The organism is Roseovarius aestuariivivens, from assembly GCF_004761875.1.
In the GTDB taxonomy this organism is placed as follows: Bacteria; Pseudomonadota; Alphaproteobacteria; order Rhodobacterales; family Rhodobacteraceae; genus Roseovarius; species Roseovarius aestuariivivens.
In genome coordinates this window covers 227,072-253,845 of record NZ_SJEY01000008.1, presented here as the reverse complement: position 1 = coordinate 253,845, position 26,774 = coordinate 227,072, and the positions used below count along the sequence as shown (strand labels likewise).

At 63.1% G+C, this 26,774-nt stretch carries 24 protein-coding genes; 5 read left to right on the top strand and 19 right to left on the bottom strand.

Features of this window, described 5'->3' with window-relative positions:
* Both EZV60_RS14520 and folD read left to right on the top strand, forming a co-directional pair.
* Positions 1 to 97: formate--tetrahydrofolate ligase (locus tag EZV60_RS14520; protein WP_135506312.1), on the top strand; the 97-nt coding region annotated here is incomplete at its 5' end.
* A gap of 82 nt (positions 98 to 179) precedes the next feature.
* Positions 180 to 1,070 (top strand): bifunctional methylenetetrahydrofolate dehydrogenase/methenyltetrahydrofolate cyclohydrolase FolD, encoded by an 891-nt coding sequence (gene folD, locus EZV60_RS14515; protein WP_135506311.1) that lies wholly within the window; start codon positions 180 to 182, stop codon positions 1,068 to 1,070.
* Between the two features lie 103 nt (positions 1,071 to 1,173).
* Here folD and EZV60_RS14510 read toward each other — a convergent pair whose 3' ends face one another.
* Positions 1,174 to 1,596, bottom strand: a complete 423-nt coding sequence (locus tag EZV60_RS14510; RefSeq protein WP_135506310.1) for a PaaI family thioesterase — start codon at positions 1,594 to 1,596, stop codon at positions 1,174 to 1,176.
* A 171-nt stretch (positions 1,597 to 1,767) separates the two neighbouring features.
* Here EZV60_RS14510 and EZV60_RS14505 point away from each other — a divergent pair, with 171 nt between their 5' ends.
* The gene (locus tag EZV60_RS14505; protein WP_135506309.1) at positions 1,768 to 2,526 is read left to right on the top strand and encodes a LytTR family DNA-binding domain-containing protein; all 759 of its coding nucleotides are present in this window, start codon (positions 1,768 to 1,770) and stop codon (positions 2,524 to 2,526) included.
* Here the strand turns inward: EZV60_RS14505 and pdeM are convergent.
* From pdeM to EZV60_RS14430, 15 genes are all read right to left on the bottom strand, one after another.
* Entirely contained in the window at positions 2,523 to 3,185 is a 663-nt protein-coding gene (gene pdeM, locus EZV60_RS14500; RefSeq protein WP_135506308.1) for a ligase-associated DNA damage response endonuclease PdeM, read from the bottom strand. The two genes, EZV60_RS14505 and pdeM, sit on opposite strands and share 4 nt — an antisense overlap.
* A 41-nt stretch (positions 3,186 to 3,226) precedes the next feature.
* Positions 3,227 to 5,629, bottom strand: coding sequence for a ligase-associated DNA damage response DEXH box helicase (locus tag EZV60_RS14495; RefSeq protein ID WP_135506307.1), 2,403 nt, complete (start codon positions 5,627 to 5,629; stop codon positions 3,227 to 3,229).
* Between the two features lie 76 nt (positions 5,630 to 5,705).
* A complete protein-coding gene (locus tag EZV60_RS14490; RefSeq protein WP_135506306.1) occupies positions 5,706 to 7,016 on the bottom strand; it encodes an ATPase in 1,311 nt (436 codons plus the stop codon).
* Between the two features lie 139 nt (positions 7,017 to 7,155).
* Entirely contained in the window at positions 7,156 to 7,659 is a 504-nt protein-coding gene (locus EZV60_RS14485; protein ID WP_135506305.1) for a prepilin peptidase, read from the bottom strand.
* A 19-nt stretch (positions 7,660 to 7,678) separates the two neighbouring features.
* Positions 7,679 to 8,533, bottom strand: coding sequence for a tetratricopeptide repeat protein (locus tag EZV60_RS14480; protein ID WP_135506304.1), 855 nt, complete (start codon positions 8,531 to 8,533; stop codon positions 7,679 to 7,681).
* A gap of 26 nt (positions 8,534 to 8,559) precedes the next feature.
* Positions 8,560 to 9,000 (bottom strand): tetratricopeptide repeat protein, encoded by a 441-nt coding sequence (locus EZV60_RS14475; protein WP_342588802.1) that lies wholly within the window; start codon positions 8,998 to 9,000, stop codon positions 8,560 to 8,562.
* 142 nt (positions 9,001 to 9,142) lie between these two features.
* Complete coding sequence (locus tag EZV60_RS14470) at positions 9,143 to 10,129, bottom strand: type II secretion system F family protein (protein ID WP_135506302.1); 987 nt, start codon at positions 10,127 to 10,129, stop codon at positions 9,143 to 9,145.
* 12 nt (positions 10,130 to 10,141) lie between these two features.
* Positions 10,142 to 11,110 carry a type II secretion system F family protein gene (locus EZV60_RS14465; RefSeq protein WP_135506301.1) on the bottom strand — a complete coding sequence of 323 codons (969 nt, stop codon included), beginning with the start codon at positions 11,108 to 11,110 and terminating at the stop codon, positions 10,142 to 10,144.
* 5 nt (positions 11,111 to 11,115) lie between these two features.
* The gene (locus EZV60_RS14460; protein WP_135506300.1) at positions 11,116 to 12,573 is read right to left on the bottom strand and encodes a TadA family conjugal transfer-associated ATPase; all 1,458 of its coding nucleotides are present in this window, start codon (positions 12,571 to 12,573) and stop codon (positions 11,116 to 11,118) included.
* Between the two features lie 12 nt (positions 12,574 to 12,585).
* Positions 12,586 to 13,821 (bottom strand): CpaE/TadZ family protein, encoded by a 1,236-nt coding sequence (locus EZV60_RS14455; protein ID WP_135506299.1) that lies wholly within the window; start codon positions 13,819 to 13,821, stop codon positions 12,586 to 12,588.
* Between the two features lie 248 nt (positions 13,822 to 14,069).
* Positions 14,070 to 14,732 (bottom strand): OmpA family protein, encoded by a 663-nt coding sequence (locus EZV60_RS14450; RefSeq protein WP_135506298.1) that lies wholly within the window; start codon positions 14,730 to 14,732, stop codon positions 14,070 to 14,072.
* A 16-nt stretch (positions 14,733 to 14,748) separates the two neighbouring features.
* Positions 14,749 to 16,167: a type II and III secretion system protein family protein gene (locus tag EZV60_RS14445; protein WP_135506297.1), complete on the bottom strand. Its 1,419-nt coding sequence runs from the start codon at positions 16,165 to 16,167 to the stop codon at positions 14,749 to 14,751.
* Between the two features lie 201 nt (positions 16,168 to 16,368).
* Entirely contained in the window at positions 16,369 to 17,235 is an 867-nt protein-coding gene (cpaB, locus tag EZV60_RS14440) for a Flp pilus assembly protein CpaB (protein WP_135506296.1), read from the bottom strand.
* A gap of 213 nt (positions 17,236 to 17,448) precedes the next feature.
* Entirely contained in the window at positions 17,449 to 17,637 is a 189-nt protein-coding gene (locus tag EZV60_RS14435) for a hypothetical protein (RefSeq protein WP_135506295.1), read from the bottom strand.
* A gap of 183 nt (positions 17,638 to 17,820) precedes the next feature.
* Complete coding sequence (locus tag EZV60_RS14430; protein WP_135506294.1) at positions 17,821 to 18,009, bottom strand: Flp family type IVb pilin; 189 nt, start codon at positions 18,007 to 18,009, stop codon at positions 17,821 to 17,823.
* 358 nt (positions 18,010 to 18,367) lie between these two features.
* Between EZV60_RS14430 and EZV60_RS14425 the strand changes: the two genes are divergently transcribed.
* Positions 18,368 to 19,186: a lytic transglycosylase domain-containing protein gene (locus tag EZV60_RS14425; protein ID WP_135506293.1), complete on the top strand. Its 819-nt coding sequence runs from the start codon at positions 18,368 to 18,370 to the stop codon at positions 19,184 to 19,186.
* A gap of 113 nt (positions 19,187 to 19,299) precedes the next feature.
* On the opposite strand, the gene topA is transcribed toward EZV60_RS14425, so the two are convergent.
* Both topA and dprA read right to left on the bottom strand, forming a co-directional pair.
* Complete coding sequence (gene topA, locus EZV60_RS14420; RefSeq protein WP_135506292.1) at positions 19,300 to 21,840, bottom strand: type I DNA topoisomerase; 2,541 nt, start codon at positions 21,838 to 21,840, stop codon at positions 19,300 to 19,302.
* 182 nt (positions 21,841 to 22,022) lie between these two features.
* The gene (dprA, locus tag EZV60_RS14415) at positions 22,023 to 23,177 is read right to left on the bottom strand and encodes a DNA-processing protein DprA (RefSeq protein WP_135506291.1); all 1,155 of its coding nucleotides are present in this window, start codon (positions 23,175 to 23,177) and stop codon (positions 22,023 to 22,025) included.
* Positions 23,178 to 23,428: 251 nt separating this feature from the next.
* Here dprA and EZV60_RS14410 point away from each other — a divergent pair, with 251 nt between their 5' ends.
* Positions 23,429 to 25,114 carry a hypothetical protein gene (locus EZV60_RS14410; protein ID WP_135506290.1) on the top strand — a complete coding sequence of 562 codons (1,686 nt, stop codon included), beginning with the start codon at positions 23,429 to 23,431 and terminating at the stop codon, positions 25,112 to 25,114.
* A gap of 49 nt (positions 25,115 to 25,163) precedes the next feature.
* On the opposite strand, the gene tldD is transcribed toward EZV60_RS14410, so the two are convergent.
* Complete coding sequence (gene tldD, locus EZV60_RS14405; RefSeq protein WP_135506289.1) at positions 25,164 to 26,585, bottom strand: metalloprotease TldD; 1,422 nt, start codon at positions 26,583 to 26,585, stop codon at positions 25,164 to 25,166.
* Positions 26,586 to 26,774: the final 189 nt, after the last annotated feature.

Sequence of the window (26,774 nt, the reverse complement as noted above, 5' to 3'; positions counted from 1 at the left end):
CTGCGGCGAGATCATGACCATGCCCGGCCTGCCCTCAAGACCCGCCTCCGAAAACATCCGCCTCAACGAAGACGGACAGATCGAGGGGCTGTTCTGAGACAAAAGGTGGCATGGTCTTGCGCGCGGTTAGCGCTAAAACCGCCTCACAAAGCACAAGGACAGAAAGAAGAGGGACAGAGATGACCGCGCAAATTATCGACGGCAAGGCGTTCTCGGCCAAGGTTCGGGAACAGGTGGCGGCCCATGTGGCCCGCCTGAAGGAAGAGCACGGGATCACGCCTGGTCTGGCCGTGGTGCTGGTGGGCGAGGACCCCGCCAGCCAGGTCTACGTGCGTTCGAAGGGCAAGCAGACGGTCGAGGCGGGGATGAATTCCTACGAGCACAAGTTCGACGCCACGATCAGCGAGGAAGAGCTTCTGGCGATTGTCGACAAGCTTAACAAGGACCCCGACGTGCACGGCATCCTCGTGCAATTGCCGCTGCCCGATCATCTTGATTCCGATCTGGTGATCAACTCGATCGACCCGGCCAAGGATGTGGACGGTTTCCACATCTCGAACGTGGGTCTGCTTGGCACCGGTCAGAAAAGCATGGTGCCCTGCACGCCGCTGGGCTGTCTGATGATGCTGCGCGAACATCACGGCAGCCTCTCGGGCATGGATGCGGTCGTGCTGGGACGCTCCAACATCGTGGGCAAGCCGATGGCGCAGCTTCTCTTGGGCGACAGCTGCACCGTGACCATCGCGCATAGCCGGACCAAGGACCTGCCCGAGGTCGTGCGCCGCGCCGATATCGTGGTGGCCGCCGTCGGCCGGCCCGAAATGGTGCCGGGCGACTGGATCAAGGAAGGCGCCACCGTTATCGACGTGGGCATCAACCGGATCGAGCGCGAAGGCAAGAACAAGCTGGTGGGCGATGTCGATTTCGACAGCTGTGCCGCGCGTGCCGGGGCCATAACGCCCGTGCCGGGCGGGGTGGGGCCGATGACCATCGCCTGCCTTCTGGCCAACACCGTGACGGCCTGTTGCCGCGCGAACGGCCTGCCCGAGCCCGAGGGGCTCACCGCCTGAGCAGGCCCATCATGAAAAGCCAAAGCCCCCGCGCGACACCGCGGGGGCTTTTTTTGGGGGGTCCAGGCGACCTCCCGCACGGCATCCACCGGCAGGGACGACCTTAGCCCAAGGGTACGGGAATCATCGTGCCCGTCATCAGCGCCACCTGTTTTTCCGCGCCGGATGTGACCGAGAACACCTTTGCCTCGACCACCACCAGCCGTCGGCCCGCACGGATCACCCCGCCCCGCGCCACGAGGCGGTCGCCGGCCGCCGGAGCGAGCAGATGTATCTTCATCTCGGTTGTCAGTACCTCGTGCCCTTCATCCAACAGCGACAGCGCGGAATAGCCCGCGGCGCTGTCGCCCAAGGAAAAGCTGAGCCCGGCATGGGCGAAGCCGTGCTGCTGACGCACGTTGTCCCCGATAGGTGCGCTGATGTCGACCGCGCCGGGCGCAACACGCTCCAGCCGGGCGTCAAATGTGCGCATCAGGGATTGCGCGTTGAAGCTGTCGCGGATGCGGTTTTCGGGGCTGACGGACATGCGCGGATCGGATCCTAGTGCGACAATTGGGAGGCTGACAGGGAACCTTTTTTTTAACTTAATGGTTGAACCAGAAAAAAGCCATATATTACATGGTATTGTGTGAGTTAGTGCGAGGTGACTGTGTTCCGGGACAGGTTTAGGAAACAATTGACCCTTCAAGCTCGGTCATTGTTCACGATCGAGACCGGGTTGATCTGGTTTTGCGCGGTTGGGGTTGCGGTTGTCGCCGGACCCTTCGGTACGCTTGACTGGCTCGATACTATCAACCGCGCGGCGTTCTGGGTCGTGATCGTTTCGGTTTCGATCCTGGTGGGCTATGGCGCCCGCGCCCTCGTCTTTTCACTGGTGCGGACCGACAGGCGGCTCTGGCAGGAGGCGCTGGTCACTGTGTTCCTGGTCGCGCTGCTTTCACCCGCGATCTGGTGGATCACGCGGGCCTTCGCAAGCCAGACAGGCGCACAGGCGCCGGGCCTGGCCTATGTCGCGTTCTATGTTCTCGTGCTGTCCCTGTCGGTCGCGGTGGTGCGGCATCTCATTCCTTCTTTGGACACGCGCGCGCAGCGCTTCATGGGCTCGGAAATCGGCGGACTGGGCGGATCTCTGGACCGCTCGGCACCACGCCTGGCGCGGCGGCTTGACCCGGATATGACAAGCCCGGTTCTGCGTCTTTCCGCACAGGATCACCATGTCGAGGTTGCCACCGCCGACGGCGTACAGATGCTGCGGATGCGCCTTGCCGATGCAATCGACGAGATGGAACCGGTCGAAGGTTACTGTACCCACCGGTCGCACTGGGTCACGCGCGCGGCCATCGCCGGCATCGACCGTGAGAACGCGCAGAAGACCTGGATCGTGCTGACCAATGGCGACCGCGTGCCGGTCAGCCGTACCTATCGTCGGGATCTGGAAGAGGCCGGAATTCTTTAGCGCGGCATCGGTGCCGCGCGTGGGGTCGTGCCGGTCAGAACGGCGATGGCCTCGGGCCGCATCAGGTCGGTCAAGGCCGAATCGTGGCTACGTAGACCGCCCGTATAGGTGCCGTAGGCGGGCAGGATCACCCTGTCGGTGTCGATCAGAAAGGCCGGTCGCGTGATCGCGCGGCCCCGCACCGGCAGCGTCACCTTCGGATGATAATGCCCCGAAAGCTCGCCCGAGCGTCCGGGCTTCGCGATATGGCGGAAGGTCAGCGGCGGCAGCGGCAATTCGTGCAGATGCGTGCCACCCAGATCCATCGGGCCGGGATCGTGATTGCCCTCGATCCAGACCCAGCGCCGCCCGGCCTGCAGCCGCGCGATCCATAACTTTTCGGCCTCCAGAAGCGCGCGCGCGGCGGCGGCGTCGTCGAAACTGTCGCCAAGGCAGATCACCGTGGTGGCCCCCGTCGCCGCCAGATCGGCCTGTAGCCGGGACAGGGTATCGTGGGTCTCGTAGGGCGGAAGGGTGGCCTCGCCCAGCCGTGCGCGCCGCTCGGTCTTGCCCAGATGCATGTCGGAGACGCATAGAAGGTTCTTTTCGCGCCAGTAAAGCGCGCCCGAGCCAAGTGCCGTCAACGCGGCCCCGGCGAGAATAAAATCGTATCCGTTCATGTCTTGTTCTTGTCGCGCCATGCCAGCCGATGCAAGCCCTATCACGCCAGTCCTGCGGCCTCCATCAGGCGCTGCGTCTCTTCCTCCAAAAGCCGCTCTTGCGCCGCGCCCTCGACCGGGGTGCGCCCGGCCTCAAGGAACAAGGGTGCAGCGAAGGGTGTGACGCGGGGCAGGCGCACAAGGTCGATGCGGTCCTCGATCCGGTCCAGCATCTCCTCGATCCGGCCAAAGTCGATAAGCCCGCGCATCGCCTCTTCGCGGGTGATGTCCAGAAGCAGGTGATCGGGATCGTATTTCGCCAGCGTGTCGTACAGGATATCCGAGGAAAAGGTCGCCTGACGCCCGGATTTGCGCGCCCCCGCGACGTTGCGCTGAATGAGCCCGGCGATGGTGGCCGAGGCCCGAAACGTCCGCTTGATCAACTGGTTGCCGGCCAGCCACTTGTCCAGCCCCGCGCGTAGCGCAGCCCGGTCAAAGAGTGGCGCAGCCTCGGTCAGCGGATCGAGCCCCCAGATGAGCGTCGCGTAATCGGTGGACACGAACCCCATTGGCGCAAGGCCCATCTCCTCCATCCGTTTGGACAGCAAAAGCCCCAATGTCTGCTGCGCGTTGCGTCCGGCAAAACCGTAGATGCAGGCGTGTTCGCGCCCCTCATGCGGAAAGCTTTCGATCAGAAGACGGCCCGCCTTGGGCAGGCGCGACATCTGCGTCTGCAGGTCGATCCAGTCGCGCGTGTGGGCGGGCAGGGGGCGCTGGTCGCCCTCGTTCAGCAGGTGCAGGATCCGCTGGCTGAGCTGGGTCGACGTGGCGAATTTGGTGCCGGCGAAGGTGGCGATCTTGGGCTTGCGGGCGCTGTCGCGGCTGACCTCGACCACCATCTCGCGCAGGCCTTCATATTTCACGATCTGACCGCCGATCAGAAACGTATCGCCGGGGGTGAGGGACGCGGCAAAGCCCTCCTCGATTTCGCCCAAGGGCTTGCCGCCGCGCTGGCGACGCATCCGCACCTTCAGAAGGTCACTGTCCTGAATGGTGCCGATATTCATCTGGATCAGACGCGCGGCGCGCGGATCGCGCAGCTGCCACAGCCCGTCGCGACAAAGAAGCCGCTGCCACTGGTCATAGGCGCGCAGGGCATAGCCGCCGGTGGCGCAGAAATCGAGGCAATCGTCGAATTGCGCGCGGGTCAGACCCTGATAGGCGCCAACGGTTTTCACCTCGTCAAAAAGCGCGTCCGCCTCGAACGGGCCGGCACAGGCGCGGATCAGGATATGCTGGCACAGCACGTCGCGCGGCCCCGGTCCGCGCGGTTCCCCGTCGAGATCGCGGTCTTTGACGGCTTCGAGTGCTGCGTGGCATTCGATCACCTCAAACCGGTTGGCGGGCACAAGCAGCGCCTTCGAGGGCGCATTGTAGCGGTGATTGGCCCGCCCAATCCGCTGCACCAGTCGCTTGACGTTCTTGGGTGCGCCCACCTGGATCACGAGATCCACATCGCCCCAGTCGATGCCGAGATCGAGCGAGCCGGTGCAGACGACCGCGCGCAGCTCGCCACGCTGCATCGCGCCTTCGACGCGCTCGCGCTGATAGCGGTCAAGGCTTCCGTGGTGGATGCCGATGGGCAGCGCGTCTTCGTTGGCAAGCCACAGGTTGTGAAAGAAAATTTCGGCCTGCGCGCGGGTGTTGTGGAAGATAAGCGTGATCTTGTGGCGCCTGACCTCGTCCAGAACGGCGGGAATGGCATAGGCCGCGCCGCCCCCGGCCCAGGGCGGGGGCGCGTCCGTTTTCAGCATGGAGATATCGGGCTCCGGCCCCGGATCGGCCTGCAGGATCTCGCAGGGATCGGGGTTTTTGGCCAGAAGCCGGGCGATGGCGTCGGGGTCCTCCACCGTGGCCGAGAGACCCACGCGGCGCAAATCCGGGCACATCGCCTGCAACCGAGAGAGCGCGAGGAAAAGCTGATCGCCCCGCTTGCTTTCGGCCAGTGCATGGATTTCGTCCACCACCACACGCTTCAACCCTTTGAAAATACGCGGTGCATCCTCGTAGGAGGTCAGAAGCGCAAGGCTTTCCGGCGTGGTCAGCAGGATATGCGGCGGGTCCGCGCGCTGACGGCGCTTGGCGCTCGACGGCGTGTCGCCGGTGCGGTCCTCGATCCGGATGGGCAGGCCCATCTCTGTGACGGGCGTGGTCAGGTTTCGCTTGATATCTGCCGCCAAGGCCTTGAGCGGTGAGATATACAGCGTGTGCAGCCCCTCATGTCCGCCCTCCGCCAGATCGACCAAAGTGGGCAGAAACCCCGCCAGCGTCTTGCCGCCACCGGTCGGCGCAATAAGAAGAAGCGCAGGCGCCTGGGCGCGCTCCAGCATCGCCTGCTGATGCGGATGGATCGACCAGCCGCGTGTGGCGAACCAGTTCTCGAAGACGGAAGGCAATTGCGTCATCCGCCTGATGTAGGCGGACCTGCAAAACTTTTCAGAAAAAGTTTGCCAGGAGTTTTCGAAAAACTCCTGGCCGCGCTTATTTCACGATTTTCTCGTCTTTCACGAACATGTTCGCCCAGGCCCGGTCGACCAGTTCGGGCGACATCTGATAGGGGATGCCCTCGAACTCGCAGATGGAGATCATCTGGTCGATCAGGAAGATCGGCTGATAGTTCGCATAGATGTTGTCGATCGTCGGATACTTGACCTTGAGCAGGTGCAAGAGCGCCGCCTCATCGAGTGGCATTCCCCGCTTCTTGGCCACCATCGCGAAGATCTTGAGGAAATCCTGCTGGCACGGTCCGTCGATCTTGATCTTGAAGAAGATCCGGCGAAGTGCGGCCTGGTCGAAGATCTCGTTGGGGTGAAAGTTGGTCGAGAAGATCACCAGTGTATCGAAGGGCACCTCGAATTTCTCGCCGGACTGAAGCGCGAGGATGTCTTTCGATTCCTCCAGCGGCACAATCCAGCGGTTCACAAGGCTTTGTGGCGGCTCGGCCTGACGGCCAAGGTCGTCCACGATGAAGATCCCGCCGGTGGATTTGAGCTGCAGCGGCGCCTGATAGGTGCGTGCGGTGGGGTTGTAGACCAGATCGAGCATGTCCAGAGACAGCTCGCCCCCGGTGATCACCGTGGGCCGTTCGCAGCGCACATAGCGGGTATCAAACGTGCGCTTGCGGCGCAGGCTGTTGGGGTCGTCGACCTCGACCTCGGCCTTGGAATGCACGATCGGGTCGTAGACGGTGATGACCTGGCCCGCGTATTCGATGGCGCGCGGCACATAGATCTTGTCGCCCATCGCGTCGCGGATACCGTTGGAGATCGAGGATTTACCGTTGCCCGGGGGCCCGTACATCAGGATCGACCGGCCCGAGGACACCGCCGGACCGAGGTTGCCAATGAGCGCAGGGGGCAGCACAAGATGTCCCATCGCCTTGGTCAGCTGGTCGCGGGTGATCTGAATATCGCGGATCGACTGGCGTTTGATCTGCTCGCGGTACACCGACAGCGGCACCGGCATCGCGCCGAAATATTCCGACTGCGACAGCGCGTCCATCGCGCGGGTCTTGCCCGCATCGGTCAGCTGATAGCCCATCTCGCCGTTGCCTGTCGCGGTCAGGCTGCCCGTCGCCTCGAGATATTTCTGGCCGCGGGCGATATCGACAAGCTCCTGCGTGACGGCGCGGGGCAGACACACCGCCTCGGCCAGTTCGCTGACCATGTCGAGATTCTTGCGGAACATGGTCTTGAGCACGATATCCCGCATCATCACGATGGGCAGCCGCATGTCCTGAAGGTCCTTGGGCGGGGGTGGCGGCTGCACACCCGTGGTGACTTGCATATTCATTGGCTTCTGGCCCCGTTGCTTGACACTGCGACCGGTCCGTCGCGGGACAGGCCCACGCGGAACGCTTCGTTTCAAGATCGGCGATAATCGTGCAGAAATTATGGTCCGTCCCGGGCAGGGACGAGGCATTGCGCGGCTGTCAGCGGCCCCAGACGACGCCCGCGATGAGATACATCACCAGACAGGCGCCCAACGCAAAGCCCATCGGGAACTTGCGGCCCTTGTCCCAGCTTGTCCAATCCGGTGCCAACGCGCGCAGGGGCGTGTGTTTCGCGATCCGGTGGGTGACGTAGCAGGCCAGCAGGTTGGCCATCAGGATGAACACGATCACGCGCCAGTCGGCGGGCGCCACGAAGGGTGCTGCGGCGGCGATGAACTTGCTGTCGCCCGCCCCCATAAGACCGGCGGCATTGGCGATGATGCCGGCGATCAGCATGACCACCAGCGCCATCAGACGCATCGGGTAATCCGGCCAGATCGGCACGGCCCAAAGCCCTACGATCATGAAGATCCCCGCCATGGTCAGCACAGCGGCATTGGGAATGCGCATCGCCTTCAGATCGCTCCAGATCACCCAGAGGCAGATCGGCGTGACGAACGGCAGGAACCACGCCGCGGACCAGCTCGTGATGTCGAGGGGCATGAAACGGGCCTTTCGCGGCTTACTCGACGTTGTTTTCCAGCGCGCGCAGGGACCGCACGGCGGCCTCGAAATGCTGCGGATGGGTCTCGATGGCGTCGCGCAACAGGCCCTTGCCGATATTGGTGTCGCCCTGCTTGATCGCCGAAAGACCGAGCGTATAGAGAAGCTGCGCGCGTTCGACCTGCGTGGTCTGCATCACGGGCAGGGAGTATTTCTTCTGCGCGCCACGCGCCAGAACGAGGTTGTTCTTCGCGGTAAAAAGCTTGTCGTCCTGGCGGATCGCGTCCGAGAACAGGCTTTCCGCGGCGGCGAAATCGCCCCGGGTCAGCTTGGAATAGCCCCAGTTGTTCATCACGCCGGCGGGACGGGTCGTCAGGCCGATGGCGGTCTCATAGAAACTGTCGGCCTTTTTCCATTCCTTGTTGCTGTCGGCGATCATCGCCTCGAGACGGTAGCGTTTGAACGTCTCGAAGGTCGGCGGAATGTTGTCGAGCACTTCGTCGGCGCGCTCCCATTCCCCGTTGCGAATAAGCGCATCGGCGAAATCCACCCGGTCGTCGTCGGTGGCGTCCTTGTGCTCGGTCACGCGTTTCCAGGCGGCAGCGGCCTCGGTGTGGCGCTTGGCGCGGATCAGCGACTGCGCCAGACCGCGCTGCACGTCGATGCGGTCGGGGTTGTCCTTGAGCGTGCGCTGGAAATACGACACCGCCTCGTCGGGGTCGGCGACATTAAGCATCACGTCGTTGAGATTGCTCTCGTCCACGACATTGATGTCGGACAGGGCCCTGTCCACCTGCGACGATCCTTGTTCATCACAGCCCGAAAGTGCAAATGCGCCTGCCGCGCAGATGCCTAGAAAGATGGGATGGCGCATTCTTGCGTCCTTTTACTGCCTTCGCCTCAATCTGATATCGTGCGTATCATGTAGTCGCTGCTACCGCGTCGTATCAGTTTATAGTCTTGTTCTTGGGGTTCATCATAAACGGAATTTTCCGTTTTTGCGAGAACTAACCGCAGATTGTCGCGAATTGAGTCACTTTGGCCATTGTCGAGCGCGTAGGCACGTTTGAGGACCTGTTCCGCTTCGGCGATCTCGCCTTTTTCCAGCAGGGCGACCCCAAGATTGTTCCAGATTTCCGGCGAGGTCTCGTCCTTCTCCAGCGCATCGCGCAACAGCCGTTCGGCGGTATGCACGCGGCCAAGGCCAAGATTGGCGCTGCCCATGCCGGCCAGAACGTCCGCCGACAGCCCCTGATCAAGGGCTGCTCGCGTGAACGCGTCGATCGCCAGTTCGTATTCGCCCGCATCGATCAGCCGGTTGCCCACCAGAATACCGTCCACGGACTCCTGGTTGCGGGCGACGCCGGGGGCGAAGGGGCCATTGTCCGCACCGGACAGCCCGGCGCCCTGGCCGCAGGACGCGGTCAGGGCGCAAGAAATCAATAGCCAGACACCTGCTCGTGCCATGTTGCCCTTTGGTCTTTTACTGGCCGGCCATCGCGAAGAGTTCCATGATCCCCAGCACCGACGGACCGACTAGGATGATCAGCAATGGTGGAACTGTAAGCATCATCGTTGCCAATGTCATCTTCGTCGGCAGCTTGTTGGCCTTTTCCTCGGCGCGCATGACCCGTTTGTCACGCATCTCGCCGGCATAGACCCGCAACGCGTCGGCGATCGAGGTGCCGAAGGATTGCGACTGCACCAGCACGGTCACGAAGCTGGAAATGTCCTGCACGCCACAGCGCTCGGCCATCTCGTTAAGCACCGAGGGTTTGTCGCGGCCCGCCTTGATCTGGTGCGCGACGATCTCGTATTCCTCAGACAGCGCGGGGTAGGAGGCGCGGATCTCGTTGGCCACGCGGATGATCGACTGATCCATCGACTGGCCCGCTTCCACACAGGTCAGCATCATGTCGAGACTGTCGGGAAAGCCGTCGGTGATCTCTTCCTGGCGTTTCTGCTGACGCTTGGTGACCCAGTATTTGGGCAACATGTAGCCCGCGCCGCCCGGCCCGAGAATGTACATGATCGTCTGCTGCGTGCTGGTATCCTCGCTGCCCGAGACGAACACGACGAAGTAAAGCACGCCCAGGATCAGAAAGCCGATCCCCAGCGCGAACTGCGCGAAGTGGTAGTAGCGCACCGCGTCGCGGTTGCGATACCCGGCCTGCATCAGCGTCAGGCGGATCTGGCTGAGCTGCTTTTCATCATCGGGTTCGAGGAACTTGGCGTATTTGTCCAGTTTCTCGTTTCGCTGACCCGCGCGCAGGCGTTTTTTCGGCTCCTTGTCGGCGGCCCCGGCGCGCGAGTTCTTCTTCAGTTTCTCCAGCGGATCCTGCGATTGGCGGATCATCAGCGGGATCGTGAGAAGAACAAGGATAAGGCCCAGCGTGCCGATCACGATGATCGGGCCGAAGGGGCCGAGCGTGTCGGTCATGGTCTGCATGACACTATCGAGAAAGCCCATCGAACCGGTCCTTTACACTTTAATGTTCACGAGCGCGCGCATCACGATCAGGTTCGCGATGAGGAACCCGCCCACCGCCAGACAGGCGGGGATGAAATACGGGTGCTCCATGGCCTCGTCGTAATAGTCGGGCTTGATCAGCTGGATGGCGATCAGCGCAAGGATCGGGAAGCCCGACAGGAACTTGCCCGACCACTTCGCTTCTGCCGTGATGGCCTTCACGCGGCGGAAGAGACGGAAGCGCGCGCGGATCACCTTGGCCAGACCGTCGAGGATCTCGGCCAGGTTGCCGCCCGATTGCTGCTGGATCGTCACCGCCACCGCAAGGAAGCGCAGATCCTGCATGTCCAGCCGCTCGGCCATGTCCTTGAGCGCCTCGCCCATGTCGCGGCCGTAGGCGGCCTCGTCGGCGATCACCCCGAATTCGGTCGCCAGCGGGTCGGCAACCTCGTTGGCGACGATGGCGATGGCCGAGCTGAACGGATGACCGACGCGAAGAGAGCGCACCATCAGTTCGATTGCGTCGGGCAGCTGCTCTTCCAAAAGCGCCATGCGCTTGTTGGCCTTCATGTTGATCCAGGTGAAGATGCCGCCGACGCCCATGGCGATCGAAACGAAGACCCGCACCGGCACCGCGGTGGCCGTACCAATCGACAGGCCGATAAAGGCCAGAAAGCTCAGGCCGACCATCAGCATGATCAACTGCTTGGGGGAAAACGCGATCGCAGCCTTTTGCGCCTTGGTCGACAGGATCGAGTAAAGCGGGATCTTGCGCGCCTTGAGATGCTGTTCCATCTCCTTGCGCAGCTTTTCCATGACCTCTTCGCGGTTGCCGCCCTTGTCCAGCATCTCCAGCCGGCGATTGACCCGGTTGTTGAGGCTGATCGAGCGCCCGAAGACGGTCAGATAAAGGCCCTCGACGAGGACAAGCACGCCCACGAAGATCAGGCCGTAGATGATCGGTTCTGCACTGATACTCATATCATTTACTCCGCGGCGATGGGCTCGTAGATGCTGGGTGGCAGGTCATAGCCCCACAGACGGAACCGCTCTGAAAAGTTGGACCGCACACCTGTGCCGGTGAAATGGCCGATGATCTTGTTGTCGGGCGTCAGGCCCACGCGCTGAAACCGGAAGATTTCCTGCATGGAAATCACGTCGCCTTCCATGCCGGTGATCTCGGTGATCGAGGTCATCCGGCGCGAGCCGTCCTGAAGACGGCTGGCCTGCACCAGAAGGTTCACGGCCGAAGCGATCTGGCTGCGCACCGCCTTGAGCGGCATTTCCAGACCAGCCATGGCGACCATGTTTTCCAGACGGCTGATGCCGTCGCGCGGGTTGTTGGCGTGGATCGTGGTCATCGACCCGTCGTGGCCCGTGTTCATGGCCTGCAGCATGTCGATCACTTCCTCGCCGCGCGTCTCGCCGACGATGATGCGGTCGGGGCGCATCCGCAGCGCGTTCTTGAGACAGTCGCGCGGGCTGACCTCGCCTTTGCCTTCCACGTTGGGCGGGCGGCTTTCCATCCGGCCCACATGGATCTGCTGCAGCTGAAGTTCCGCGGTATCCTCGATGGTCAGGATCCGTTCGGAATTGTCGATGAACGAACTCAGCGCGTTAAGCGTGGTGGTCTTACCGGAACCGGTACCGCCCGAGACGATCACGTTCAGACGGCAGGCCACGGCGGCCTGCAGGTAGGCCGCCATTTCCTCGGAAAAGGCGCCGAAGCGCACCAGATCGTCGATCCCGAGCTTGTCCTTCTTGAACTTACGAATGGACACCAGGCTGCCGTCGACGGCGATGGGGCCCACCATGGCGTTGAAGCGCGAGCCGTCCTGCAGACGGGCGTCCACATAGGGGTTGGATTCGTCCACCCGCCGACCCACGGCGCTCACGATCTTGTCGATGATCCGCAAGAGATGCTTTTCATCCTTGAAGGTCGTGTCGGTCAGCTCCAGCTTGCCGGCGCGTTCGACGAACACCTGATGCGGGCCGTTGACGAGAATATCGTTGACCGTGTCGTCCTTCAGAAGCGGCTCAAGCGGGCCAAGCCCGCGCACCTCGTCATAAAGTTCCTGCGTAAGGGTCGTGCGATCCTCACGGTTGAGCACGATGTTACGCTCTTCGAGCGCCTCGCTGGCGATTGCGCTGATCTCGGCGCGCAGATCGGCCTCGGTCGCGCTGTCGAGCGCGCCCAGATTGAGGTTGTCGAGCAGCGATCGATGCAGCTCGATCTTGATTTCCGCAAGACGTTCCTTGCGCTTGCGTTCCTTGTCCTGCGGCGCGGCATTCGCCGCCACCTGGGCCGGGCGGCGCAGCGACGGTTTGGGCGCGTCCTCGACCGGGCTGGTCTTGGGCGCGTCCTCGACCGGCTTTAGCCCGGCCTTGGCGCTGGGTTTCGCCGCTTTTCCGGCCTCGCCGGGTTTCTTGTATCGTGAAAACATCCCCTGGATCCCTTATGCCGCTTGCTCGGCGTCGCTCTTGCCCAGCTCGTGCAGGCTTTGGGCGAGCTTGGCGATTTCCTTGCGCAGCGGGTTCTTGGCCACGGTATTGGCCAGCGGCAGGCCATGGTCGCCCGCCTGCATGACCGGGCGTCCGCCATCGGGCAATTGCACCTCGATGCCGATCTCAAGGCTTTCGGCCATGCGCTTGACGCGGCTCTTGCCGTTCAGATCGGTGAATTTCGGCGCCCGGTTGAGACAGAAGCGCAGCTTTTCCACCGGCAGTTCTTCGGATTTGAGCGCCCGCTTGAACCGGAGCGCGTTCTGCGCCGAGCGCATGTCGAGCTCGAGCGAGCAGAAATAGATCTGCGCGGCGTTCAGCACCGTTTCGGTCCACAAAACCAGCGTGCCGGGCATGTCGACGATCACGTAATCGAACCGTGCACGCGCATGTTCGAGCACGCGCTGCACATCCTCAGCCGAAATCATGTCGAGCGGCAGGATATCGGCAGGCGCGGTCAGCACCCACATCTTGTCCTCGAAACTCACCAGCGCCTGCTTGAACACCTCCTCATCCATCGACTCGGTGTCGGCCCACATCTCGTAGACGACATCGCGGCGGGGCAGGTCGAGATAGGTGGCGACCGATCCGGTCTGCAGGCCGAAGTCCAGAATGCAGACGCGCGGCGGGTCCTTCTTGTCGACCGTGGCCAGTTCCCAGGCCAGGTTGACGGCCAGCGTCGTGGCGCCGGTGCCGCCGGCGATGCCCTGCACGGCCAGAAGCACGCCGTCGCCGGGCGTCTGGTCGGGCACGAAGGCGACCTCGCTCTGCACCGCGCGTTCCTCGCGGCGGCGCAGGCGGTCGATCGCGGATTGAAGTTCGTTCTCGGGCAGAGGGTAGGGCACGAATTCATCCGCGCCCTGGCGCAAAAGCTGATGCAGCGCGGCGGGGCTGACATCCTCGGCGATGAGGATGACGTTGATGCCCCGCGCCTTGGCCAGGGTGATGATCTCGCTCAGAAGCGCGATTTCGTCCTCGTCGCTTTCGTCGATGGCCAGCGCCACGAATTCCAGACTGTCCGCCTCGGGCTGGTTGAAAAAGGCCAGCGCCTCGGCAAAGCCAAGATCGCCCCAGCTTTCGCCAAGGGCGGTTTCCATGTCTTCGATCAGAAGGTCGAAATCCTGTACGTCACGGCTGATCGTGCAGGCCGTGATCGGACTGGCTTCGGGTTGTTGCTGTGCACTACTCATCTTTTATCGGCCCCGTAGGTTTGTCGCGGCGTATCCTCTGCCGAAACCGTTATTTTTTCGCAGCCGTATCCCGGAATCGCTCCGATAAAGACCCCTGCGATGATGAGAAGGTGCGGGATAATCTAGGCAACATTTGGGCCAAAAGATCGTAATTGTGCGATATCAAAAGACAAAAAAACCCCGCCCGGACGATTGTCGAGGCGGGGTATCAGGTGGCCCGGCCGAGACCGGACAGGGAGAAACTTGCGCTACTCGGAGCCGCTGGTCACCTCGCCACCCTTTTCGACCATCTGGATGGTCGAGACCGGCTCGGCGCTCTTGATGTATTCGCGGTAGACGACCTCGGCGTATTTGCCGTCCATGACGATGGGATGGCTGCCGACAAAGCCCGTCACTTCGGTCACGGTCCGGCGGTTGCGCCGCTCGCGGCCCTGCGTGACGACCAGAGGCTGGGTTTCGCCGTAGGACACGACCGCTTCCAGCCGTGAGCGGCTGATGCCGTGGCTCACAAGATAATTGACCACCGCGTTCGCCCGGGCCTGACCCAGACGACGGTTATAGGCCGCCGATCCGACCAGATCGGTGTGGCCGTAGACCCGGAAACGGACCTCGGGGAACTGCTTGATCCAGTGCGCCTGTTCGCGCAGCGTGTCGCGCGCGCCGGCGTCCAGCTCGGCCGAGTTGAAGGCGAAGTTGACCGTGCTCAGCACCTCGTTCGAGAACCGGTTCGCCAGGTCGTGCACATAGGTGCGTTCGCCCGTCATCACCAGGCTGTTGTGCATGTTGGCATTGCCGAAATTGCCACTGTCCACCAGGCCCCCGGCTTCGCCGAAGTAGGATTTGTACACCTGGCCTTGCTGGGAACAGGCCCCCATGGCGATCAGGGATGCGGCTGCGAGAAGATATTTCATGTGCGCCTGCCTTTCCTCAGTCCATCACGTAGCCGTAGGACCCGTTGAAGTCCTGCTGCGCCACTTCGCCCGCGGATCCGGACTCTCTTACATCCTTGGCCACGCGGCCATTCAGGAAGAGATCCTTCTCGGTGGGCAGTTTGACCCGGTCGGTGGGCAGCACGTAGGCGTCCCCGCTGGTCGGCGTGACCAGATGCGCCGACACGATGATCACCAGCTCGGTCTGCGAGCGTTCGTAATCCGCACTGCGGAAGAGCGCGCCAAGCACCGGCATGTCGCCAAGCCACGGCACCTGGCCCGCGTTGTCGCGGAAATCGTCCTGCAGAAGACCCGCGATGGCAAAGCTCTGCCCGTCGCGCAGCACCACCGTGGTGGATGTGTCGCGGCGGCGGAAGGCGTCGACGGTAAAGCCGTTCGTCGTGATCCCGTTGGAGGGGTCGATCGACGACACAGCGGCGGCCATTTCCAGGTTGATCGCCTCGTCGTCCAGCACCCGCGGCACGAAGTTGAGCTCGACGCCGAAAGGCTTGAACTCAATTGCGGTGGTGCCGTTGTCCTGGGCCACGGGGATGGGATATTCGCCGCCGGCCAGGAACTTGGCCTCCTGGCCCGACAGCGCGGTCAGGTTCGGTTCGGCCAGCGTCCGCACCATGCCCTTGGTTTCAAGCGCTTCCAGCAGGATGCCCACCTCGACCGAGCCGAGGTCGAACCCGATGCCGAGCGCGCCGTTGTTGTTCTGAACGTCCGGGATGGCGCCGCCCAACAGGCCCAGCACGCCGCTTTGCGTGTTGGTCGTGTTGGTGCCGCCGATCGTGCCGACCGAGTTGTTCGAGCGCCCGTCGATGCCAAGCGAGGTGCCCAGCGCCTTCGAGACGCTGCGCTGCATCTCGGCGAAGCGGACCTTCAGCATCACCTGCTGCTTGCCCGAGACCGACAGAAGGTTCGACACCCGCTCGGGCGCATAGCGTTGCGCCAGTTCCAGCGCGCGATCCATCTTGGATGCGCTGGTGACCGTGCCCGACAGCACGATGCCGTCATTGGCCGAGCGAACCTCGATCTTTTCGCCTGGCAGGATCTGCTGCAGGCGTTCCTTGAATTCCGAAATATCGGGGCTGACATGCACCTCGACATTGGTGATCAGCCGCCCCGTCGCGTCCAGAAGCGTCAGCGTCGTGCGTCCGGGCGCCTTGCCCAGCACATAGACCGTCCGGTCCGACAGGGTCGAGAAGTCCGCGATGGACGGGTTCGCGATGCTCAGTTCCGCGAAGGGAACGTCGCTTTCGATCACAACGGCGCGGTTCATCGGAATGCTCAGATCCCGACTTGCGCCCTTGCGGATGACTTGGATGTTTTCAGCCAGTGCGAGCTCGGCGGACGGGCCAAACAGCACGGCAACCCCCAGCAGGGCCGCCTTCAGCATACTCGAATTTTTCATGTGACCTGCCTTTCCGATCACGCCTCATTTATCGGGTCTGTCGCCCGGTTTCGAAAAACCTTGGGGCAATTCCGAAATTTTTTCAAGAATCAATGACCTTTATTCTCGAATCAGTGTGATTTTCCGAGAACAGTTGCCCGAATGAGACGAGGCGCCCTGTGGTGGGGGCGCCTCGCGAGTACCATATCTTGTGGTTTTAGGTCAGTTCGTGCAGGGGATCGGGGTCGAGATCACTTCGCCACCGCGGCGCGTCTTGATCGTGCAGATCTCCTCTTTGGGGATCTCCTTGGGCGCTTCGGCCTGCACGATCCCGAGAAGACTGCGCTGATCGACCTCGATCGCTTCGGCGACGGAGTCATCCTCGGCTCCCACCAGCGACAGCGACAGCCGGCCGGTCGATTGCGCCTGCGCCAGTGCCGCGACCTGATGCGGACGCACCGCCACGGTCACGGTCCGCGCGATGATCGCCTCGGTCGTATCGCCGTTGGCGACCTGGTCCACCGCGATCAGTTTCACGCCGGTCTCGATCAGTTTGGTCACTTCGCCGGCCGATCCGCGGCGGTCATCCTCGCCGACAGACACCTGGCCGGTCCAGTAGACATCGACCCGGTCGCCCGGACGCAGGAAGCCCGACACGCCCGACGACACGTCGACCTTGATCGCAAAGGCGCGCATGCCGCGCTCAAGCTGCGAGGTGATGCCCGCCTCTTCGCCGGGGCCGGTCACCTTGACAAGCATGATCGCCTCTTTCGGCTCCATCGTGCGCAGCACGGTCCGGGGTTCGTCCTCGCCCTCGGGGAAAAGCTCTTCTTCGGTCGTGAAGATGCCCTCGGGCAGCGATGCCTCGGGGAAGGCGACCTTGCGCACATGCTTCTTGAGCAGGCGCTGGCCATATTCCAACCGTTCCTTGGCGACATAGATATCGACCACGTCGATTGCTGGGCCGCGGTTGTTGCGTTCTTCTTCCAGCTGCGCCTGGTAGCTCTGGATGTAGCTTTTCGCCATGTAAACGGCGAACCCGGCAAGGCCGAGGCCAAGAATAAGTACAAGTCCGAACACCACACGCATGGCTTGTCCTTTCTACGTTAACTGCTCTTTCGGACGCGTTCGCGCCATTAGTACAATCCCGGGTATCCTGCAAAATTGTGGCATAATGATGGACACTCGGGGCTTTTTTCCGGGGCGTCGACCCGTGGATATTGCCGGACGCCTTGGGCGGTTCGGCTTTGGGCGATGCCCACCCGGGCACCGCGACGTCGTCCGGCCAATCCGGCGGCGCGTTCAGTCGCCGTTTTCGACGGTCTTGGCGGCAACTTCCGTCTTGATGTTGCCCGACAGGGTGTTTGTCGCCGACAGGATCGCCGATCCGCCACTGGCCGCCAGTCCGACGACCGCCGCGGTCAGTACGACCCAGTCAACGGTCACGGCGCCGTCCTCTGCTGCGTAAAAGCTGCTTAAGATATGTCGCATAAGGTCTCACTCATATTGGATGAACTGCTCATTCTCTTCGATCGTGCGACGGCAGGCCCGAAATCGTTCTGATGTCGTGTGGCCGGGGGGGGGGTGGACGTGGTCCGGCTGCTCCGCTGTCATGCAAATGGCCGCAAATCGGTCGATTTGCGGCCAAAAGCAGTTTCAGACGTCGGCCGATAATTAGTCGCCGTTGTCGACCGTCTTGGTCGCCACACCCGACTTGATCGTGCCGGCCAGGGTGTCAACACCGCCCTGAACGGTCGAAACGCCGGCAACGCCAAGGCCCACGACTGCTGCGGTCAGAACGACCCAGTCAACCGTCACGGCGCCGTCTTCTTCCTTGCGGAATTTTTTGATGAACTTGATCATGTTTGGTCCCTCCATAGGATCACTTGCTAGGTTACAACCGGTTCTGCAGGGTCCCGGGCCATCTCTCTCTTTGGCCCGCTGCTTTGCGGTATGAGCAGATATAGCCAGCGAATTCCGGCAAGAATTGGGCGGCTTTATAGCGATTTTTGCGGGCGTAAATTTTTTTTAGAGGGAATCTCTTAACCCACTGTTTTTACGTGACGAAAAAGTTAATCTTTTCGAGATTTCCCGGAATTGACGGTCAAAAAGGGGGGCTTTTGCGCAGATGGCTGTTTCGCTCTTTTTGACAATGCTGGTGCGGTTGCGCGATTGGTGGCATACTGCCGACAAATCCAAAGAGGCAGAGCAGGCCCGTCATATGCGATTCATTTTTCTGACCGCTCTTTGCGCGGCAATCTTGCTGTCTTCCGGAGTTCAAGCGGGCGATCCGCCCCCTTTTCCGGAGTTCACCTTCAAGAAAGGCAAGCCGCCCAAGGCCGGCGCGCGCGTCAAGCTGGTGCAGATCGACCCAGAGGAACAGGCAAAGGCCTTGACCCCTACAAAGGACGAGAGCGCGGCGATGCCCGCCGTGCCCACCGCCAAAGCCGCCTATGCCTGGTTCTGGACAAAAGTTCCTGCGGGGCAGGGCGAGGATGGCGCGCGGCGCCTCGCGCTCGCGTTCGAGACCCTGCGCAACGGGCCGGGCGGCGCGCGGGTCGCGGGGCCGCGCCTGCAGGCCGTACAATCCATCGCCCAGGCGCGCGGGGCCGAGATCCTGCGCGCGACCATCGGCACCGATGTCTCGCCCGCGCTGGTTCTCGCCGTGATCGCCGTGGAATCGAGCGGGCGCACCGATGCTGTCAGCCATGCCGGCGCGCAGGGTCTGATGCAGCTTATGCCCGCCACCGCCGATCGCTTTGGTGTCACCGACAGCCTGTCGCCAGCCCAGAACATCAAGGGCGGCGTGGCCTATCTCGACTGGTTGCTCAATGAATTCGGCGGCGACGCGGTGCTGGCGCTTGCAGGCTACAACGCCGGCGAGAACGCGGTGAAAAAGCACGCGGGCGTGCCGCCCTTCGCCGAAACGCGCGATTACATCCCAAAGGTGCTGGCCGCTTTCGAGGTCGCCAGCGGTCTTTGCCACACGCGGCCCGAACTAATTACGGACGCCTGCGCGCTCAGGCTTGCGTCGAACTAAAGCGTTTCGCCTTTACCCTGAGACATCAGAAAAAGGCGGAACGCGTGCGCCGTCTGAGCCCTGCACGGCCTTTCGCGAAAATCTGTTTCCCAGGTTTTTCGCGAACGCTTTAATCAAGCCTTCTTTTTGGCCGCCGGTTTCTTCACGCCGGTCTTCTTGGCGGCGGGCTTGCGCCCTTTGCCCTTTTTCGCGGCCTTCTCGGCGATCAGTTCCACCGCCATGTCCATGGTGACATCGCCGGGCTCGGTGCCCTTGGGAAGCGTGGCGTTGATCTTCTCCCACTTCACATAAGGCCCGTAGCGTCCATCCATGACGTTGACCGGCCCGCCGCTCTCGGGGTGCTCGCCCAATTCCTTGAGAGGTTTGGCCGCCGCGCCGCGGCCCTGGCCCCGGCTCGCGGCCTTCTTGGCCAGCTCCTCCACCGCGCGGTTCATGCCGATGGTAAAGACGTCGTCGACCTCCTTGAGGTTCGCATAAAGCCTGCCGTGCTTGACGAAGGGCCCATAGCGCCCGATCCCGGCCTCTATCATCTCGCCGTCTTCCGGGTGCGGCCCGACCTCGCGCGGCAGGCTCAGCAGCGTCAACGCCTTTTCAAGATCCATGTCATCGGGGCTCCAGCCCTTGGGCAGGCTGGCGCGGGGCGGTTTCTTGTTGTCTTCGGTCACCTCGCCGCGCTGCACATACGGCCCGAACCGGCCCGAGCGCAGCGAGATCTCGTCGCCATTGTCCTCGCCCAGCACCCGGTCACCCTGTTCGGCGGCATCGCCCCCGATGGGCCGAGTATAGCGGCATTCAGGATACCGCGAGCAGCCCACGAACCCGCCAGAGCGCGAGGTCTTGAGATGCAAGGCCCCCTCGCCGCACAGCGGACAGGCGCGCGGATCGCTGCCGTCTTCCTTCGGCGGATAAAGCTGCGGCGCCAGCGCCTCGTCCAGCACGTCCAGCACTTCCGAGATCCGCAGCTCCGAGGTTTCCTCGATCGCGGCGTGGAAATCGCGCCAGAACTTCGCGAGCACCTTCTTGTAATCCGCCTCGCCCGCGCTGATCACGTCCAGCTCGTCCTCGAGATTGGCGGTGAACTCGTAGCCCACATATTTGCGGAAGAAGTTCAGCAGGAAGACGGTCACGATCCGGCCCTTGTCCTCGGGGATCAGGCGGTTCTTGTCCTTGCGGACATATTCGCGGTCCTGGATCGTGGTGACGATGCTGGCATAGGTCGAGGGGCGCCCGATGCCCAGTTCTTCCATCTTCTTGACCAGCGTCGCCTCGGTGTAGCGCGGCGGCGGCTGGGTGAAATGCTGCTCAGGCGTCACGCTGTCCTTGGCGGTGGCGTCGCCCTCGGCCATCTGCGGCAGGCGCTTGTCGTCGTCATCGGCGACCACATCGTCGCGGCCTTCCTCGTAAACACGCAGGAAGCCGTCGAAGAGAATGACCTGCCCGGTGGCGCGCAGGCCGACCTGGCCATCCTGGCTGCCGATCTCGACCGTGGTCCGCTCCAGCCGCGCGCCCTCCATCTGGCAGGCCAGCGTGCGCTTCCAGATCAGATCGTAGAGCTTCTTCTGGTCCGCATCCGTCAGGCGCAGCGAGTCCGCGTCCTTGGTCATGTCGGTAGGGCGGATGCACTCATGCGCTTCCTGCGCGTTCTTCGCCTTGTTCTTGTACATGCGGGGCGAGGACGGCACGTAATCCTTGCCGAAGCGGTCCGCGATGGCGTCACGCGCGGCACTCACGGCTTCGGGGGCCATGTCGATCCCGTCGGTTCGCATATAGGTAATGTGCCCCGACTCGTAGAGACGCTGCGCCGCGCTCATGCATTGCCGCGCGCCCATGCCGAACTTTCGGCTGGCCTCTTGCTGCAGGGTCGAGGTCATGAAAGGCGGGCTGGGGTTGCGGCTCGCCGGTTTGGCCTCGACCGAGATCACCTTGAGGTCCCGGCTCTCGATCGCCTGCACGGCCATCTCGGCCTGCGTTTCGTTTTCAAGGTCGTACCGGTCGAGCTTGTCGCCTGCGAGCGTCACCAGACGCGCCTCGAACTCCTGTCCGCGCGGTGTCTTCAACGCGGCCTTCACGCTCCAGTATTCGCGCGCCTTGAAAGCCTCGATCTCCATCTCGCGCTCGACGATCAACCGCAGACAGACCGACTGCACCCGGCCCGCGCTCTTGGCGCCCGGCAGTTTCCGCCACAGAACCGGGCTCAGGTTGAACCCCACCAGATAATCTAGCGCGCGGCGCGCCAGATACGCCTCCACGAGTGGCCCATCCACGTCGCGCGGGTTCTTCATCGCCTCGGTGACGGCGCTCTTGGTGATGGCGTTAAAGACCACGCGCTTGACGGGCGTGTCCTTCTTGATTGCCTTGCGCTTGCGCAGCGCCTCTTCCAGGTGCCAGCTGATCGCCTCGCCTTCACGGTCGGGGTCGGTCGCGAGGATGAGCGCGTTGTCGTCTTTCAGGGCGTCGGCGATGGCCTTGACATGTTTCTTGCTGTCATTCGCCACCTCCCATTTCATCTCGAAGTCATGGTCGGGATCGACAGAGCCATCCTTGGGCGGCAGGTCGCGCACATGCCCGTAAGAGGCGAGCACGGTGTAATCGGGCCCCAGATACTTGTTGATGGTCTTGGCTTTGGCCGGGGACTCGACGACGACAACGGGCATGACAACTCCTGGCGATTCAAAGCGCGATTCAAAGCGGGTCGATTGGCGGCGCAACATGTGGTGCCGGGATGGGGATTGTCAATGCACCCCGAAAGCGGGGTTGTCACGCTGAAAGGACAGCACCCCGCGCCGCGTGGGCGCGGGCGGGGAAACCTGGGCCGGGGCGGGCGGACGCTACGGCGTCACTGCTCCAGCGACACAAGGCCGCCGGGATGGCGCCGGATGCGGCCCGACATTTCCAGGTCAGTCAGCACCGGCGTCACCTGCGCCGTCGGCGCCGAAAGGTCGCGGATCAGTTGATCCTCGGCCAGCGGCGAAGGCCCCAGCCGTTCGAGGATCCGGCTGTGCAGCGCGGCGGTCTCGCGCAATGTGCGTTTCTCCGGCGGCGGCGCAGGTACCGTGTCCAGCGCAAGTTGCGGCTGCGCCTCCGCCGGTGCCTTGCCGGCAGGCGGCAAAAGCTCGATCACGTCCTCGGCGCGGCGGACGAGGCCGGCCCCGTCGCGCAACAGCATGTTACAGCCCGAGGCGCGCGCGTCGAACGGATGTCCCGGCACCGCCATCACCTCGCGCCCCTGGTCCAGGCCCAGCCGCGCGGTGATGAGAGAGCCGGATTTCGCCGCCGCCTCGACCACGACCACGACCCGCGCCAGCCCGCTGACGATCCGGTTGCGCGCCGGAAAATGCCGCGCCTGCGGGATCAGGCCCATGGCCTGCTCCGAAAGGCGCAGACCCTTCTGCCCGATCTCCTCGCCCAGTCGGGTGTTCTCGGCGGGGTACATCACATCCACACCGCCGGCCATCACCGCCACCGTGCCATGCCCCAGAGAGGCGGTATGCGCCGCCGTGTCGATCCCGCGCGCCAGCCCCGAGATCACGGTATAGCCCGCCTCGCCCAGTTCCTTGGCAAGCGCGCGCGCCATGCGCAGCCCCAGCGACGAGGCGTTGCGCGCGCCGACGATGGCGACGCCCGGCTGCGCGAGAAGCCCCGGATCCCCAACAGCCCAGAGGATCGGTGGCGCATCCGGCAGTTCGCCGAGCGCCGCGGGATAGTCTTTCGCGCCCGCGCAGAGCATCCGCGCCCCCTGCGCCCGGGCCGCCGCCATTTCCGCGCGCGCCACGCCCTCGGGGCAGGAGGTGTAGCTCTCGACCCCCGCCGCACGCGCGATGTCGGGCAGCGCATCAAGCGCCGCCCGGGCCGAGCCGTGTTCCGTGAGCAGTCTGTGAAAGGTCGCCGGCCCGACGCGCCGTGATCGCAAAAGGCGAAGCCACGACACCCGTTCATCTTCCGTGGTGGGTGGGAGTGGGGGGTAAGTGGAAGGATGTGTAGCCTTGGCCATCGTCGCTCCGCCATGTTGCACGATCATGACTAGCGCACGGATGGTTAAGAGGCGGTAAACCAAACCGGGACAAAGCAAAAGAATCTGTGCCAGGCCGATGGTCCCCCAGTTCGCGCCTTATCCGAAAGAGAAGAGTACAGGCCTTGATCGGTGTTGCGCGTGCCCGCACACTCGACCCATTGTGTGCCGGCCTAGCCCGCGACTGGTTTTGAGCAATCCCTTGGAATTTGAAAAAAACTGGACCTGCCTTCATGTTCGACTTCGACCCCAAAGAGCTGCGTGACCTGTCTTCCTATGCCGACAAGGCGCTCACGGGCGCCAAAAGCCTGGAGGCCTACGCGGAAAACGCCCGCAAGATGCAGGAGGCGGGCAAGACTCTCAGCGACATTCAGAGCTTCGCGGCCAGCCTCACGTTCCTGTCCAACGTCACGGCGGGCTTGCAGATCCTGTCGATGGGGCTGGCGGTGGCCTCGGCCCTGATGCCGGTCAAGAGCGATACGGATCGTATCCTCGATGCGATAGGTGCCGTCATGGATCGGCTCGACACGCTGGAACGACGGGTCATGGTCGCGATCCAGGGGCTGGAAACGAGCATTCAGCTGACGGGCCTGTCCACCGCGACGTTCCACGACGAGGCCCTGCTGACAACGGCGGAATCCACGCTCAAGCGGATTGCGTCGGATCGCAGGCAGGGAAAGACCCCGCGCAAATCCCTCGACACCCTTGCCCGGTTCGATCCAAACGACTTTCGCGTTTATCTCAAGGAATTGCGCCATCTGGCCGAGGGTCATTCCGGGAACAGCTCGCTGTTCAATCTGCTCTACAAGCAATCCTACGGCAACAGCGATCAGATCGTGTCGATGGCGCATTACCTTGTCCAGCGCGCCCAAAGCTGCGTGATCCTGATCGGTGCCATCGAGATAGAGCAGCTCTCGCGCCAGAGCAAAGCCGCGGACACGGAATTCGGACCCAAAGACGTGGCCGAGCACATGGAGTATGTGGCGACCACCACGCAAGAGGACCTGGACGCCATTGCCCAGGCCAGCCAAAAGGCCATCAAGTGCACCATCGACCGAAAAGAGATACGCGCCTGCGTCAAGAGATACCTGTTGGAGCGGATAGATGATCTTCCGCTGGAATACGGCCCGTTTCAGAAAGTGGCCAAAGACACGGTCAAGAAGCTGGCCGCGCGGTGGCCTCAGCTGAACTTCACCTGCTGGATCTACCCGGCGATCCGCGGCTTCGACAAACACGTGGTGAAATCCGGGTCAGGAGACTGGGATCACCGGTTCAGCCTGAAGGTCAAAGGCGGCACCATTAATTTCGTCGTCTTCTGGGCGGTGCGGAAAACCAGCGGGAAACCGGAGATTCTGACATTGGGCCGATTGCAACCGGTGTCGCGCAAGCCGGTCACGGACCCTTTCGCGGCTTCGCGCGTCCTGACGCTGGAAGAGACGCTTGACTACGAGACATCCGTCGCCTCACCCGATCCCGAGCAAGCCGCGAACCGCGCCGAAAAGCTGGTGCACTTCTACAGCGACATCAACGAGAGCATGATTTCCAAGATCCGCGACGAGACCAGCCATGCGCATCACACGCACGGTATTGCCACACCATTGGGCGGCGCCCACGTACTCGACTGGCATTTGCAATATGGATCGGTCGACGCCAAGGCAAAGCTCAACACGCATTTCCGGCGACTGGGGGCGATGGACCCCAGCAAATTCATCCTCTGGACCGGGCTTTTCAACGGCACGACCAAGCTCAATCTTGGCATCGCGAGCATGAACCCCGGCTGCTTCGTGCGTGCCGCAGCGTTTCGCGTCTCTGAAAGCAGCGATGTCTACAAACGGTACAGAAAGCTCGAGAAGGGTGAAGAGCTCTCTCTTATCTCAAAGAGCAAACACTACCGGACGCTGGCGATCTGGGCGGAGTGACTTGGGCCGCAGGGCAAGCTGCCCGCCCGCATCCAGACTTGAAAACGCCTCAGGCGTTGGAGCCGCCCACCGTCAGCCCGCCGATCATCACCGTGGGCAGGCCCACGCCCACCGGCACCCATTGCCCCTGCTTGCCGCAATTGCCGATGCCGGGATCAAGCGCCATGTCGTTGCCGATCGCCTGAATCTGCTGCAGCGCGGTCGCGCCATCGCCGATCAGCGTCGCCCCTTTGACCGGCGCGCCCACCTTGCCGTTTTTGACACGGTAGGCCTCGGTGCAGCTGAACACAAACTTGCCATTTGTGATATCGACCTGCCCGCCGCCGAAGCCCACGGCGTAAATCCCGTCCCTGAGGTCGGCCACAATGCTTTCGGGGTCCGCATCGCCGCCCAGCATATAGGTATTGGTCATGCGCGGCATCGGCGCATGGGCATAGCTTTCGCGCCGCCCGTTGCCGGTGGGTGCCACCCCCATCAGCCGCGCGTTCTGGCGGTCCTGCATATAGCCCACCAGCACGCCATCCTCGATCAGCGTGGTCTTGCCAGAGGGCGTGCCCTCGTCGTCGAAGGTGATCGAGCCGCGCCGGTCGGGGATCGTGCCGTCATCCAGAACGGTCACGCCTTTGGCGGCAATGCGCTGCCCCATGAGCCCGGCAAAGGCCGAGCTGCCCTTGCGGTTGAAATCCCCTTCCAGCCCGTGCCCGATCGCCTCGTGCAGAAGGATCCCGGGCCAGCCGGGGCCAAGCACTACGTCCATCACGCCCGCCGGGGCCGCCTCGGCGCGCAGGTTGACCTGTGCGATGCGCAGCGCCTCTTTCACCTGCGCCTGCCAATGTGCGGGGTCGATCAGCCCGTCGAGCGTCATGCGCCCGCCGCCGCCCGCGCCGCCGGTTTCGCGCCTCCCGTCTTCCTCCACGATCACGCTGACATTGAGGCGGGTCATGGGGCGGATATCGCTCACCTCGTGGCCATCCTCGCGCAGGATCACCACCTCCTGCAGCGACGCCGAAAGGCCCGCCGACACCTGCACCACGCGGCTGTCGAGATCACGGGCGAAGGCGTCGATCTCGCGCAGCGTGTCAAGCTTCACGGCAAAGCCCAGCCCGGCGATGGGATCTGCGTCGGTATAAAGATGCCGGTTGGTGCGCGCGGGCGGCGCGGACAGCGTGCCGCCGCCATCGCCCACGGCCAGCCGCGCCGTTTCCACCGCGCGCGTCAGCGCGGCCTCGGAAATGTCCGAGCTGTGCGCATAGCCCGCCACCTCGCCACGCACGGCGCGCAGGCCGAAGCCCTCCGACGCGTCGTAAGAGGCGGTCTTGACCCGGCCGTCATCGAACACCAGCGACTCAGAGCGCCGCCGTTCGAGGAAGAGCTCGCCGTCATCGGCGCCGGCCACGGCCTCTTGCAGGCGCGCCAACGCGCTGTCGCGGTCGAGCAGGGTCTCAAACGGGCGGAACGGGGCGTCCGACATGCGGTCTTCCTTTCTGGCGCTGCGGCAAACTGGCCCGGATCGGACCTGATCCAGGTCAATAAAGTGCCGATTTGCCGCAACGGCTTTGCTTGTGTGCTGGGCGAGAATATGGTTTTTACCGTTCCCGAGACAACGGGATTCCATCGCATGCGCGGTGGGAACGTCCAGGGTACATATAACCGATTTAAC